The following is a 13,870-nucleotide window of genomic DNA, read 5'->3' on the forward strand; positions in this document are numbered from 1 at the left end:
GTGACCTCATGCGGCAGTCCTCGTCAGCTCGCATTGCACGGGCGGGCGCCGACGGGTGGCAGCGGTCCGGAATGCCCCCGCGAGCTCCTTGATGACCAGCTCGTCTTCTGTCCGGAGATGCTCCGTGGCGGTCCGCACCAGCACCACGCCTGCTGCGATCAGTGACAGATGGTTCAGCTGTCCTTCGTCCGCGCCGGATGCGCTGAAGCGCCAGCCCATACCGACTTCGTCCCACCACGCATCGACAGCACCGATGGGCCTGCCGCGGGCATCGCAGACCACGACATCCCAGCGCGGCGGTGGCAGGGGTGCGCGTCTGATCAGCTGTCGGGCCAAGCCGTGGACGTACGTGTCGCGCGTTCGCTCGATTCGCCGTAGCTCCGCCCGCACCGCCGACGACCCGCGCTGACTGCCCGCGTCCAGTTCCGTGCGCAACTGCTCCGCTGTGCACAAGCCGTAGTAGATCGGCAACGAAAGCAGGTCGCGCAGCCGTTCGGGATCGCTTTCCCTCCGCGCGGTGTCCAGTGCGGCCCGCTCCGGAGGTGCGAACGGCAGCCGGTGGGCCACCACGGCGTCGGGCAGCCGTGCGGTTCGCTCGACAAGGAGGTGCTCCGGCGACAGCATCCGGCGATACGACGGCACCAGAACGTGCACGTGACTGGGTAGCGGCAACTCGAGCCCATGGGCGGCGAGCGCATCGGCGCCCGTGATGATCCCACCCTTGCCGAGGTATGCGGTGGCTGCGCGGAGTAGCTGTTGACGGGTGGGCTCGCCCGGTGACAGCAGGACGACACCCGGGAGTAGCCGCCGCCAGGGCCCGCCCGGCCGGCAGCGTGCGCGGATAGTGGTGTCGGACAGGCCGCCGGCCCGCAGCTCGGTGACCGCGATGACGTTGTCCGTGGCGCTGGGCGCCGGTCGCGTCGTGAATGTCGGTGTGGTCATGACCTGAGCGTGGCGGCGGGATGGCCGCTGTGGCGGGCCAATCGGAAAATGTGGACAGATCCCGGCTACGAACGGCACGTTGGCGCCGTTGGGGCCGAAACTGTGGACAAGTGACCCTTGTGGAGCGCTCAGCCGGCGAAGCCCGGTTGCCAGTGTTCGACAATGGAGCGCAAGGCCAGCTCAGCGTCGAGCTGGCAGAGAATGCCGATGGCTCCCGCGGTGACCCGATGGATCAGCAACCAGTGCGGCGGCAGGTTGAGTGATCGTGCGGTGCGGAAATCCGGGCTTTGCATGTCCCCCATCCGGAGAGCCTGCTTCTGAGCCCATCGGCGGGTGAAGTGAAAGCGCTCCTCGGTGAGGGGCGCGACGAGGGGAAGGAGGTATGAGTAGACGTCGTTGGCGTCGATATCGGTGCCGGGCCTGACGAACCCTTCAGTGCGGAGCACGTCCAGTAACTCTGCTGATCGGCCATCGAGTGCGAATCGCATCATCTTTCCGAGGGCGGGCGGCGCGCCCTCCGGCAGATGAGCGACTCCGCCGAAGTCGATCACGCAGATGCGGCCGTCGTCGAGCAGCATGAAGTTGCCGGGGTGGGGGTCGGAGTGCAGCATCCGCACCCTGGCCGGCGATGAGTAGTGGAACTCCGCCAGTAGCCTGCCGGCTTCGTTGCGCTGACTGGTCGTGCCGTTTCGGATGATCTCGGCGAAAGGGGTACCGCTGACCCATTCGGTCACGATGACCTTCGGTGCGCTCGCGACAACCCGCGGGACGAGCACCTGGTCGTCACCGGCGAACGCCTTGGTGAACGCGCGCTGGTTCTCGGCTTCGCTCCGGTAGTCGAGCTCCTCGTCCATGCGGGCGGCGAGCTCGGTGAGGAGCGGCTTCACCTCGGTGCCTGGCATGAGTGCCTGGAACAGCCTGCTGAAGCGCTGAAGCTGGCGAAGATCGCTGCGCAGCGCCTCGTCAGCGCCTGGGTACTGCACCTTGACCGCGACTTCGCGCCCGTCGTGCCACACGGCGCGATGGACCTGGCCGATGCTGGCCGATGCGGCAGGCTCGTCGTCGAACGACGTGAAGCGTTGTAGCCACGACCGGCCGAGCTGTTCGGCGAGAACCCGGTGCGTCTGCTTGGCCGACATGGGCGGCGCGGCGGACTGCAGCCTGGTCAGTGCGTCGCGGTACGGTGCGGCGAACTCGTCCGGAACCGCTGCCTCGAACACGCTCAGGGCCTGCCCGAACTTCATGGCGCCGCCCTTGAGCGTGCCCAGAACCTCGAACAGCTGTTCGGCGGCTTTCGCGGACAGGACTGCGTTGACCTCCTCGGCGCTCTGCCCGGTCAGTCGGCGGCCCCAGCCGCTCACCGCCCGGCCGGCAATGCCCAGTGGCAGGCTGGCGAGCTTGGCGGTCCGCGCAGCCGTTCGCCGCGGCATCGCCGTTGTGGCCTTGTCGTCGGTGGAGTCGCGGAAGTCCGTCACGGAAGCGATTCTGCCTTGCCGATCACCGCTCGCGCAGCCGTTTGTGGGCGTATCCCACTACTGCTGCGGTTGTCGTATCCGGCTTGCGCCGCAGGGGCAATCACGATGGGGCAACCAAGTGCGTGGCTGCACCGTGCCTGCGTAGGCGTCGATTTCGAGCGTCGCATTCAAGGTCGGTGGCGGGACGTCTTCCCGGTCGAGAATGCGGAGTATCTGGCCGGCGGCCAGGCCGGCAGTCGCCTGTACGCAGCTGAGTTCCGCGCGCTGGTAGCGGCCGGCGAGTTGGGTGGCGACCCGCGGCCAGCAGGCGTCGAGGGAAGCCCGCCTTAGATCTGCACAGCGCAAGCAGCTGCTGCGGCCCGGCAGAACCAGCGGGCCCACGATGCCGATGCCGTCCCGAACTCGCACCGGCAGATGGGGCAGGTTCTCCGCCATCAGCTCGGTGACGACCTCAGGAGCTGGGACCACTGCGTCGGTGAGCACAACCAGGTCCGGTTGCCGGCTGCCTCTCAGCTTGCCGGTGCGTGTTGCGGGGTTGGCTCTTCGCGCGACATCGGCGAGTGCGTGCCGGCGGGGAAGTCCGACCTCGCCGGCACGGAAGCCGGAGCCGGTGTCTTCGGGCCCGACCCGGCCGTCGGCATCGGAATCGAGCTGCCCGACACCTGCGGACGCGAGGAGCATCGTGATCGCGGCCGCGACCCGGCCACCGCCGTGGATGAGCACAGCGCTCTGCGCTCGGCGGGCCGCTGTATCGCGGCGGCGCCTGCCCTGGGTCAGGGACCACAGCTCCGGCTCGTCCGTACGCACGTGCGGATGGGCAGGAGGTTCGGCTTCCTCGATCAGTCCTCGCTCGGCGAGTCCCGTGAGTAGTTCCCTGAGCCGCTCGGCATGTTCGTTCTGCGCGAGCGACAGCAAGGCGCGGGTGCTGCGGCTGCCGTCCAACCCCAGGAGGATGTCCATCAGGATCGGTGGCAGTCCGGTGGCGATGACGGCATGCCGCGGATCGAGGCCGATCTGGATCTCGTTGGCTCGCCGCTCTAGGACGTCCAGACCTGGTACCAGCCGCGGGCGGCGCGGCAAAGTGACATTGCGGAGCGAATTCGTCATGTAGCCCAGGGTGACCCGTCAGGCGTTTGCTCGCATCCAGCACACCCCTAGTTGTCCACAGGTGAACCGAAATGTGGACAACTCAAGATGTTGTGACCTTGCGGCCATCCTCGATGTCGGCCCCTGGCTTTACGGTGGACGGGTGGCCGAAGCACGGGTTCCCTCACTGAGGAATCGGGACAGGAACAAGCGTCAATCCTTAGTCCCAGAGCAGAAGATCGAGGTTCGGCGTAGTGCGCGTCGCCGCCGGACAGTCACCGCTTACCGAGATGGCGACACACTCGTCGTGCTCATCCCCGCCGCGATGAGTAGGGCCGAAGAAGAACACTGGGTCGCGGAGATGCAGCGCAAGCTGCAACGTACCGAGACCAGGCGCGCCTCGCCCGCACGGGCATCGGACGAGGCGCTTTTGCTGCGCTGCGCGGAACTGTCACGGCTCTACCTCGACGGCACGGCCCAGCCGGCCAGCGTCCGCTGGGTGCCACCGATGCGTACCCGCTGGGCGTCGTGCACACCGGTCGACCGCACTATCCGCGTGAGCGAGCGACTGCGCACCGTGCCGTCGTGGGTGCTCGACTATGTGCTGGTGCACGAACTCGCGCACCTGCGCGTGGCCGAGCACAACGCCAAGTTCTGGGCGCTGGTCCAGCGGTACCCGAAGGCGGAACGTGCGATCGGGTACCTGGAGGGCCTGTCCACCGCGGAGCGGCTTGGCATCACGGGTCTGGACACAACCGACTGAGCTACGCGCCCTGGCCTGGTTGCGAGCTGCCACCATGGACTGAGCGACGCGCCCTGGCAGGGCTGCGGTGGACTGCCGGACGTGCGCTGGCTGGGGCTATGCGTTGCCGCTGGCGGGCTGAGCCGTCTCACGCTGGTCACCGGGCGAGCTGCCTCTGGTCGACTGAGCCGCCGGGCGCTGGGCCGGTGTGCTGTTGGCAGGAGATGAGTTTCGCGTGAATGACCGGCCGGTCGGTGTCGTCGGCGGCTGAGCCGCGGTTGACGCCAGTGACCAGCCGAGCTGCCGGGCGCCGGGCAGGTGAGCTGCCGCCGAGGGCTGAGTCTGGGGTCAGGGACCGGCCCGGTGAACTGTGGCCCAAGGACTGGCCGCGGTTGACGCCAGTGACCAGCCGAGTCGCCCGGCGCGCCGGGCAGTTGAGCTGTCGCCAAGGGCTGAGTCTCGCGTGAATGACCCGCCCGGTGAACTGTGGCCCAAGGACTTACCGCGGTTCACGTCAGTGGCCAGGGTCGGTGGGCTGTCGCAGGAGGCGGAGTCCCGTGTGAATTGGCCGGGCCGGTCAGCTGCAGCCGACCGACTGGAGCCGGTTCACGCAGGTCGCCGGAGCGAACTCTCGTCGGTTGACGGAGCCATCGTGCCCGTGGGTGGCTCGGGTTGTCGCTGGCGCACTGACTCTCGTACCCGTGACTTGGCGTGCGCCGGCCGGTGACCGGCGTGAGCTGTCGGGCCTGAGCTCTCGCGCCCGTGCCTGAGAACCGTCGCCGGACTGCCTCACGCGCCTTGGCCGGGCTCCGGGCCGTCGCCCTTCTCGTCATCGGGCTTGTCGGGCTTGTCGGACTTGGCCTGCTCCTCTGCCCGCCGGGTCCGCTCGATCTCGGCGATCGGGTCGAGGTCGTCAGCGGCGTCTCCGCTTCGACCAAGCCGTTCGGCGAAGTCCATCGGGTCGTCCAGGTCGTCGGCCGTCGGCATCAGGTCCGGATGCGACCACAGCTTGTCGCGCTCGTCGATCCCGTGCTGGTCGCCGACCAGCTTCCAGAGTGCCGACGCCGCCCGCATCCGCCTGGGCCGCAGCTCCAGGCCGACCAGCGTGGCGAACGTCTGCTCGGCGGGCCCGCCGGTCGCGCGCCTGCGGCGCAGCGTCTCCCGCAGCGCGTCCGCGCCTGGCAGGCGCTCGCCGACAGCCTCGGCCACTACGACGTCGACCCAGCCCTCGACCAGTGCCAGCAGAGTCTCGAGACGGTTCAGCGCTGCCTGCTGCTCCGGTGTCGTCTTGGGCTCCAGCAGCCCCGAGGACATGGCCTGCTCGATGCTCGCCGGATTGCTCGGGTCCACCTGGCCGGCGAGCTGCTCCAACGCGGAGGTGTCGACCGTGATGCCGTGCGCGAACTCCTCGACCGTCGCCAGCAGGCGCTGCCGCAGCCACGGCACGTGCGCGAACAGACGCTGGTGTGCCGCTTCCCTGGCCGCAAGGAAGACGAGTACCTCGCTGCCGGGCCGTTCGAGGCCTTCGGTGAACTTCTCGATGTTCGCCGGCAGCAGAGCAGAGGTCGCCTGCGGGCCGAGCGGGAGACCGACCTCGGTCGAGGTCAGTACCTCTGAGGCGAGCTCGGCGAGCGCGTTGCCCAGCTGGGAGCCGAACGCCATGCCACCCATCTGGCCGACCATCGAGAGCAGGGGACCGGCGGCCTGCTTGGCCTCCTCCGGGAGCGCCTGCATCCACGCACCGGAGACCTGCTTCGCGACCGGGTCACACAACCGCTGCCAGGTCGGCAGGGTCTTGTCGACCCAGTCGTTGGCCGTCCAGGCGACGGTGGTGGTGGCGCCGGCCGGCAGGATGGTCGCCTCGTCGAGCCACAGTTCGGCCAGATGCGCCGCGTCCCGTACCGCCGTCTCGCCGGACTTGTCCCCAGAGCTGAAGCCGATCGCGCCGCCCCCGCCGGCGAGCCGCTGGAGGGCGATCTGTTTGGCCAGGTCGTAGTTCACCGGGCCGGACGAGCTGCCTGCCTGGCTGAGCATCTGTCCTAGCTGGCTGAGCATTTGACCCAGTTGCTGGAACGCGTCGGAGCCCGGACCAGGCTGCTGCTGGCCGCCGGGGTCCGACGGCTCGTTGTCACGACGCTTGTCGGGATCGGGGAGGCCGAACCCGAACGGTGGGTTGCTCATATCCCCACCGTACGCGGATGACGCGCCAGCTGCGGGCAGACCTGCACCGTCAGCCCACATCGGTCACCGTACGCTGTGCGTCGTGAGTGAGCCCCGCGACTACTCGACCACTCCAGGAGGCACGCCGGAGAGTGCCGACACACCGCGCCCGTCGGGTGGTGACGAGTCGGCACAGAAGTCCCGCCGCCTGAGTAGGCGCGGGTGGACGCTGGTGTGCAGCGGCGTGCTCGTCGTCGCCTTCATCCTGGTCGGCGCGCTCGTGCGGGTGCCATATGTGGCGCTGGGGCCGGGGCCGACCTACGACACGCTCGGTGCCGTGGACGGCCAGCAGGTCGTGTCGGTCAACGGTCAGCGCACGTACCCCACACAGGGCGAGCTGCGGATGACGACGGTGTCGCTCAACGACGATGTCACCCTGTTCGGTGCGCTCGGCCTGTGGATCAGTGGCCGGTACGCGGTCGCGCCGCGGGAGGACTACTTCCGGCCCGGTGAGTCCGATGAGGACGTCCGCAAGGAGAACGTCCAGCAGTTCCAGGACTCACAGAGCAATGCCGAGGTCGCCGCACTGCGCAGGCTGGGCTACCCGGTGAAGGTGATCGTGCAGCAGGTGGTGTCCGGCAGCCCGGCGGACAAGGTGCTCACCCCGGGCGACCGGCTGCTCGAGGTCAACGGCAGGCGGATCACCAACCAGGACGACGTCCTCACCGCACTCGAGGGCACCCGGCCGGGCCAGACGGTGTCGCTGAAGGTGCAGTCGGACGGCAAGCCGGAACGCACCGACACCATCACGCTGGGGCAACATCCCGACGGCCAGCCGCAGGGCTTCGTCGGAATGCAGGCCGTCGACCGCGCCGACGTGCCGTTCCAGGTCAACATCGCGCTGGAGGACGTCGGCGGCCCTTCGGCGGGGCTGATGTTCGCGCTGGCGATCGTGGACCGGATGACGCCGGAGAACCTGGTGGCTGGTGAGGACGTCGCCGGAACGGGTCAGATCACCTCGAAGGGCCAGGTCGTGGAGATCGGTGGGATCTCGTTCAAGCTCGTCGCCGCGAGGGAGGCCGGCGCGACTGCGTTCCTCGTGCCGGCAGGCAACTGTGCGGAAGCGGTCGCGTCCGCCCCTGAGGGCCTCAAGTTGATCAAGGTGTCGGATCTCAACGGCGCGATCAGTGCGCTGGAGGACCTCAAGAGCGGGCGGCCGGCCCCGTCCTGCTGAGCGGCAGGAGCTACGGCAGCAGGGTCGCGCGCAGGGCGTCGACGAGGTTCGGGGCGAGCTCCGGATGCTCGATGATCTCGTCGGCTGCGCCCTGATCCTCGTCGTGCGAGCCGCGCAGCCGCATGACGCACGCTGCCGAGCCGTCCCTCAGTACGGCGGCGACCAGGCGGGCCTCGGTGCGGAGCGGGTGATCGGCGGCTGCTTGCCGGAGACGCTCGATGTCGCCTGCGTCGGAGGTCTCGCCCACCTCCGGCAGTTCGGCCTCGGCGTCCGGCGGCAGCACGATGATCTCCTGCGCGAGCGCGCAACCGTGCACGACATCGGGCCACGCGATGCTGGCCAGCGCATCGGCGAGGTCACCATCGGGCAGCGACTCCTGCGCAACCGGGGTCAGCTCGCTGCCGCTGTCGAGCTGATCGGCCAGTTCGGGCTGCTGGCGCAGAAGTTCCGAGGTGGGCACGAGCGCGAACAACTGCGGTTGCTGTTCCCACCCCGCCGTCGCGACGAACTCCTCGACTTCCCGGGCGAGGGCGGCCACGCGCGTAGGGCCCGCCTCTTTTCCACTCTCGGTCATGCGCACATCGTGTCAGGAAACTCGTAGCCACTCCGCAGCGGCACACGCGCCCGGTTTGGGGGGTTCCGGGAACTCTCTCCACCATCCGTAGAGTTACGGTAACCAGGGGAGCGTCGCAGTGCTGGCGCCCCGCGACCGTCTCGACCACAGGAGTGTGCGTAGTGGCCACCCGGCCCCCAGTCAGCCTGCCGAAGCTGTCCCGGCGAGCCCGCATCCTGCTGACACTCGCGGGCGTCATCGTCCTCATCCTGCTGCTCGGGGCGCGGTTCCTGGATACATATATCGACTGGCTCTGGTTCGGTGAGGTCGGCGCTCGCAACGTCTTCAGCACCGTCCTGCTGACCCGGATCGCGCTGTTCTTCGCCACCGGCCTGCTGGTCGGCGGGCTCCTCGCCATCAGCCTCGCCATCGCCTACCGGACCCGGCCGGTCTTCGTGCCCGTCTCCGGCGCCGACGACCCGCTCGCGCGTTACCGCTCGCTCGTCGTCACACGGACCCGGCTCTTCGGCATCGGCATCCCGGTGCTCGCCGGTCTGGTCGCGGGTGTGACCGGTCAGGGCAACTGGGAACTGGTGCAGCTGTTCCTCAACGGCACGAGCTTCAACCAGCGGGACCCCGAATTCGGCCACGACATCGGCTTCTATGTCTTCCAGCTGCCGTTCTACGGCTGGCTGCTCGGCTGGCTGTTCGTCGCGGTCGTCGTCGCCTTCATCGGCGGGCTGCTCGCGCACTACCTGTTCGGTGGCATCCGGCTCGCCGGCCGGGGCGGCCAGATCTCCGGCTCCGCTCGCGTGCACCTTTCGGTTCTGATCGGCGTCTTCGTCCTGTTCAAGGCCGTCGAGTACTTCCTGGACCGCTACAACCTGTTGCTGTCCGACCGCAACAGCCTCTTCACCGGTGCGACCTACACCGACCTCAACGCGGTGCTGCCTGCCAAGCTCATCCTGCTGTGCATCTCGGTGTTCTGTGCGATCGCCTTCTTCGTCGGGGCGTTCCTGCGCAACATCCAGCTGCCCGCGATCGCGCTCGTGCTGCTGATCCTGTCCGGCATCATCGTCGGCGTCGCCTGGCCCGCGGTGCTCGAGCAGTTCTCGGTCCGCCCGAACGCCAACGAGCGTGAGGCACAGTCAATCGAACGGAACATGGAGGCGACGCGCATCGCCTATGGGCTGGACGGCGTCGACTACCGGGACTACACAGGCAGTTCGCAGGCCACCCCAGGGGAGGTCCGCGACGACCAGGGCACCATCCCTAACATCCGGCTGCTCGACCCGGGCGTGCTGAGCGCGACGTTCACCCAGCGTGTCGGGCGGGAGAACTTCTACGGCTTCCCGGACAAGCTCGACGTCGACCGCTACACCGTCGATGGCAAGAAGCAGTCCTACATCGTGGCCGCGAAGGAGATCAACACCAACGGGCTGCGCGAGAACCAGCAGAACTGGATCAACCGGCACCTCGTCTACACCCACGGCAACGGCTTCGTCGCCGCGCCGGCCAACACCATCGACCGGGCCATCGAAGAGGCCAACAGCGACGGTGGGTACCCGATCGCGCGTACCAGTGACACGCAGAACCCGAACGGCTCGGGGATTCACGTCGCCGAGCCGCGCATCTACTACGGCGAGCTGGCCCACGACTACGCGATCGTCGGCGGGCAGCCGGGGCAGGCGCCGGGCGAGTACGACACGGCCACCGACCGCAGCTACCTCTACCAGGGCACCGGCGGCGTACCGATCGACAACTGGTTCAACAGGCTCGTCTTCGCGGCCCAGTACGGCGAGCGGAACATTCTCTTCTCCGATGCCATCGGTGATGGCTCCAAGATCATGTACAACCGCGATCCGCGGGAGCGCGTCGAGAAGGTCGCGCCGTGGCTCACGGTCGACGGCGACCCGTATCCGGCGGTGATCAACGGCCGGATCCAGTGGATCGTCGACGGGTACACGACGCTCAACAACTACCCGTACGCGCAGCGCACCTCGCTCGGCATGGCCACCGAAGACTCGCTGTCCGGTGTGGCACGCCAGGCCAACAACCAGATCAACTACGTCCGCAACTCGGTGAAGGCCACCGTCGATGCGTTCGACGGCACCGTCAACCTCTACCAGGTGGACAACGACGATCCGGTGCTGAAGGCCTGGATGAACGTCTTCCCGGGGACGGTGAAGCCGGGCTCGGAGATCTCGCCGGAACTGCGGGAGCACTTCCGCTACCCGGAGGACATGTTCAAGATCCAGCGGGAGCTCCTCACCAAGTACCACGTGCAGAGCCCGCAGGAGTTCTACTCCACGCAGACGTTCTGGAACGTCCCGCAGGACCCCACACAGCCGGGCGGGCTCGACCCCAACTCCGACGCTGCCAAGCAACCGCCGTACTACGTGCTCGCGCAGGCGCCGGGGCAGAACGAGCCGACCTTCCAGCTGACCAGCGCACTGACACCACTGGCAAGGCAGTATCTGGCCGCCTGGGTCTCGGTGTCGTCGGATCCGCAGGACTACGGCAAGATCACGGTGCTGCGGCTGCCGACAGGCGGCAACCAGCTGGAAGGCCCCGTGCAGGTGCAGAACGCCTTCCAGAGCAACCCGGCGTTCACGCAGGACAGAACGCTGCTGGGCAACCAGAGCGTCGACATCATCTACGGCAACCTGCTGACCTTGCCGGTGGCAGGCGGCTTCCTCTACGTGGAACCGATCTACATCCAGCAACGCAACACGCAGAGTTATCCGCAGCTGGCCCGTGTGCTGGTGTCCTTCGGTGGCAAGATCGGCTTCGCCTCGACTCTCAACGGCGCGCTGGACGAGGTCTTCGGCGCCGGTTCCGGCGACGCGGCGACTGGTCCTGCGCAGGGGCCGCCGCAGGGCACCACCACATCGCCGACCACGACGCCGCCATCCTCGACGAACCAGCAGCCGCCACCGCCGCCTGCGGGCGGCAACGCCAACCTCGATCAGGCGGTCCGCGACATCCAGGCCGCACTGGAGAGGCTGCGGGCAGCCCAGCAGTCCGGCGACTTCACTGCTCAGGGGCAGGCGCTTGCCGAGCTGGACGCCGCTGCCCAGCGCTACGAGCAGGCACAACGAGCCGGTGGCTGACGTCACGGCGAGTAAAGGGGCACCCGCTTTGCGTCTGATCGCAACCCAGGCGTAAGGTAGGTGTCACCGACGCGGGGTGGAGCAGCTCGGTAGCTCGCTGGGCTCATAACCCAGAGGTCGCAGGTTCAAATCCTGTCCCCGCTACAGAGATGGGAGACCCGTGTCTGCCGAGATAGGCAGACCGGGTCTCCTTCGCATTTCTTCGGGGGTCGAACCCCCGCGCCCCCGCCAGGAGGGGCTTCGCCCCCCTGGACCCCCCATTCGGTCGGTTGCCGGTTCGGGGTGTGGGGGTGCCTTGTTAGAGGGGCTTCGGCCATCTGGCCCCTTGGTTCGGCTGGTTGCCGGGCGGTTTTGAGGGAATCCTTATGTCTGAGGGCTTCGGTCGCCGGGGTGGCGAGGTGTCTTGTTGGGCTGATTGGGGTAACTGGGGGTGCTTGTTGGGGCTGTTTGGGCATCCGGTAGTCTTGTGAACACAACGACGCGGGGTGGAGCAGCTCGGTAGCTCGCTGGGCTCATAACCCAGAGGTCGCAGGTTCAAATCCTGTCCCCGCTACAGAGGTGAGAGGCCCGGTCTGCCGAACTAGGCAGACCGGGCCTTTTTCGCATTTCTTCGGGGGTCGAACCCCCGCGCGCCCGCCAGGACGGGCTTCGCCCCCCTGGCCCCCGGCAGGTAGGCGTTTGGGGCCATTTTCGTGTCCGAGTGGCCCGGTGCGCTCCAGTGATACAGGAGTTCCACTGTGGACGGAATCGTGGACCACTGTGGACAGATATGCGAATACGTGGGACGGTAGATAGGTGTCCGATTTGAACGCAACTGCCGCAGCACTGCTAGGTCTGCTTCACGACGGCCCTGCCACTGGTGGCGAGCTCGTCGCAGGAGCTGAGGAACGCTTTGGCACGTTCTTCAGCGTGACGAGGAGCCAGGTGTACCGGGAGCTTCCCGCTCTGCACAAGGAAGGCCTCGTGCGGCTCGGCAAGCAGGGACCGCGCTCCAGCCAGCAATACCTGATCACCGCAGCGGGCAAGAAGGCCTTCAAGACGTGGCTGACCAGTGACTCTGGTCCTGACCACCTCCGCAGTCCGCTGATCCTGCGTGTCGTCCACGCCGGTGTGCTCACCTCGAAGCAGCGCACGTCGCTCTTCGAGTCGGCCAAGGCCGTGTACACCGCGCAGCTCGACGAGGCCAAGACCGCCGTCAAGGCGGCGAGCGACCCCGTCGCCAAGGCCGTCGCCGAGTTCGGCCAGACGCATGCGAGGGCGGCGCTGAAGCTCCTGGACACGGTGTCCGCGAGCTGAGCAGAGCGGCTTCGTGCGGCCGCCGCGAGCGGCCGCACGAATTGCCGTAACCTTGTGGGTTGTGAGTGTCGAGTTCGAAGCTGCCCTGAAGGACCTCGGCGGCAAGTTGACGCAGATCGAGTCCGTGATGGACCTCGACTCCCTGCGCAAAGAGGTTGCCGAGCTGGAGGAAGAGGCGGCCCGCCCCAACCTCTGGGACGACCCCGAGGCCGCGCAGAAGGTGACCAGCCAGCTCTCGCACAAGCAGGCCGAGATCCGCAAGGTGACCGACCTGCGCCAGCGCCTCGACGACCTCGGAGTGCTGTACGAGCTGGCCGAGGCCGAGGGTGACGCCGCGACCATGAGCGAGGCCGACACCGATCTCAAGAACCTCGCAAGGGACGTCGACGCCCTCGAGGTGCGCACCCTGCTCTCCGGGGAGTACGACGAGCGCAACGCCGTCGTCACCATCCGGTCCGAGGCCGGTGGTGTCGACGCCGCCGACTGGGCCGAGATGCTGCTGCGCATGTACCTGCGCTGGGCGGAACGGCACGGTTACCCCACCGACGTCTACGACATCTCCTACGCCGAAGAGGCGGGCATCCGGTCCGCGACCTTCAAGGTCAGCGCGCCCTACGTCTACGGCACCCTCTCGGTCGAGCAGGGCACTCACCGGCTCGTCCGCATCTCCCCGTTCGACAACCAGAGCCGCAGGCAGACGTCGTTCGCGCACGTCGAGGTGCTGCCCGAGGTCGAGGCGATCGACCATGTCGAGGTGCCGGAGAAGGACATCCGCGTCGACGTGTACCGCTCGTCAGGCCCCGGTGGGCAGAGCGTGAACACCACCGACTCCGCCGTTCGCATCACACACCTGCCCAGCGGGATAGTCGTGTCGTGCCAGAACGAGAAGTCGCAGCTGCAGAACAAGGCAGCCGCGATGAAGGTTCTCCAGGCGAAACTGCTGTTGCGCAAGAAGGCGGAGGAGCGAGCCGAGCTGGACGCGCTGCGCGACGGCGGGTCCAGCTGGGGCAACCAGATGCGCTCGTACGTCCTGCACCCGTACCAGCTCGTGAAGGACCTGCGCACGGAATACGAGGTGGGCAACCCGTCGGCAGTGCTCGACGGTGACCTCGACGCGTTCCTCGAAGCAGGCATCCGCTGGCGCAAGCAGCAGGAAACCGCCGCCGCTGGCTGAGTGGCCTCGCGAACGGCCGTCTAGCAGGCATTTTGGAAAGACACCGCGAGCCCTTTGCTGAGGCAACCGGACCTTAACGAACGCCATGGGTAGGA

At 67.7% G+C, this 13,870-nt stretch carries 10 protein-coding genes and 2 tRNA genes; 7 read left to right on the forward strand and 5 right to left on the reverse strand.

All coding sequences use genetic code 11. The features are described 5' to 3' along the window. Positions 1-6 precede the first annotated feature (6 nt). The 3 genes from ABZ863_RS25330 to ABZ863_RS25340 all read right to left on the reverse strand — a co-directional run bounded on the left by ABZ863_RS25330 (position 7) and on the right by ABZ863_RS25340 (position 3,524). Positions 7-942 (reverse strand): hypothetical protein, encoded by a 936-nt coding sequence (locus ABZ863_RS25330; protein ID WP_358540200.1) that lies wholly within the window; start codon positions 940-942, stop codon positions 7-9. Positions 943-1,070: 128 nt separating this feature from the next. Continuing rightward, positions 1,071-2,417: an AarF/ABC1/UbiB kinase family protein gene (locus tag ABZ863_RS25335; RefSeq protein WP_358540203.1), complete on the reverse strand. Its 1,347-nt coding sequence runs from the start codon at positions 2,415-2,417 to the stop codon at positions 1,071-1,073. A 57-nt stretch (positions 2,418-2,474) separates the two neighbouring features. Continuing rightward, positions 2,475-3,524 (reverse strand): TOMM precursor leader peptide-binding protein, encoded by a 1,050-nt coding sequence (locus ABZ863_RS25340; RefSeq protein ID WP_358540205.1) that lies wholly within the window; start codon positions 3,522-3,524, stop codon positions 2,475-2,477. A gap of 217 nt (positions 3,525-3,741) precedes the next feature. On the opposite strand from ABZ863_RS25340, the gene ABZ863_RS25345 reads away from it, so the two are divergent. After that, on the forward strand, positions 3,742-4,266 hold the full coding sequence (locus ABZ863_RS25345; RefSeq protein WP_358540297.1) for a M48 family metallopeptidase: 525 nt from the start codon (positions 3,742-3,744) through the stop codon (positions 4,264-4,266). A gap of 768 nt (positions 4,267-5,034) precedes the next feature. Here the strand turns inward: ABZ863_RS25345 and ABZ863_RS25350 are convergent. Then, on the reverse strand, positions 5,035-6,426 hold the full coding sequence (locus tag ABZ863_RS25350) for a zinc-dependent metalloprotease (RefSeq protein ID WP_358540208.1): 1,392 nt from the start codon (positions 6,424-6,426) through the stop codon (positions 5,035-5,037). Between the two features lie 82 nt (positions 6,427-6,508). Between ABZ863_RS25350 and ABZ863_RS25355 the strand changes: the two genes are divergently transcribed. Continuing rightward, positions 6,509-7,639 (forward strand): PDZ domain-containing protein, encoded by a 1,131-nt coding sequence (locus ABZ863_RS25355; protein WP_358540210.1) that lies wholly within the window; start codon positions 6,509-6,511, stop codon positions 7,637-7,639. Between the two features lie 10 nt (positions 7,640-7,649). Here ABZ863_RS25355 and ABZ863_RS25360 read toward each other — a convergent pair whose 3' ends face one another. Beyond that, positions 7,650-8,213: a PPA1309 family protein gene (locus ABZ863_RS25360; protein WP_358540212.1), complete on the reverse strand. Its 564-nt coding sequence runs from the start codon at positions 8,211-8,213 to the stop codon at positions 7,650-7,652. 161 nt (positions 8,214-8,374) lie between these two features. Between ABZ863_RS25360 and ABZ863_RS25365 the strand changes: the two genes are divergently transcribed. The 5 genes from ABZ863_RS25365 to prfB all read left to right on the forward strand — a co-directional run bounded on the left by ABZ863_RS25365 (position 8,375) and on the right by prfB (position 13,775). Then, entirely contained in the window at positions 8,375-11,305 is a 2,931-nt protein-coding gene (locus ABZ863_RS25365; RefSeq protein WP_358540215.1) for a UPF0182 family protein, read from the forward strand. A 70-nt stretch (positions 11,306-11,375) separates the two neighbouring features. Then, positions 11,376-11,449 (forward strand) — tRNA-Met (locus ABZ863_RS25370). Positions 11,450-11,784: 335 nt separating this feature from the next. Then, a tRNA-Met gene (locus ABZ863_RS25375) sits at positions 11,785-11,858 on the forward strand. Positions 11,859-12,100: 242 nt separating this feature from the next. Further along, entirely contained in the window at positions 12,101-12,601 is a 501-nt protein-coding gene (locus tag ABZ863_RS25380) for a helix-turn-helix transcriptional regulator (RefSeq protein ID WP_358540217.1), read from the forward strand. Positions 12,602-12,662: 61 nt separating this feature from the next. Further along, positions 12,663-13,775, forward strand: coding sequence for a peptide chain release factor 2 (gene prfB, locus ABZ863_RS25385; protein WP_358540219.1), 1,113 nt, complete (start codon positions 12,663-12,665; stop codon positions 13,773-13,775). The last annotated feature ends 95 nt before the right edge of the window (positions 13,776-13,870 follow it).

It is taken from the genome of Saccharomonospora sp. NPDC046836, assembly GCF_040645195.1.
In the GTDB taxonomy this organism is placed as follows: Bacteria; Actinomycetota; Actinomycetes; order Mycobacteriales; family Pseudonocardiaceae; genus Prauserella_A.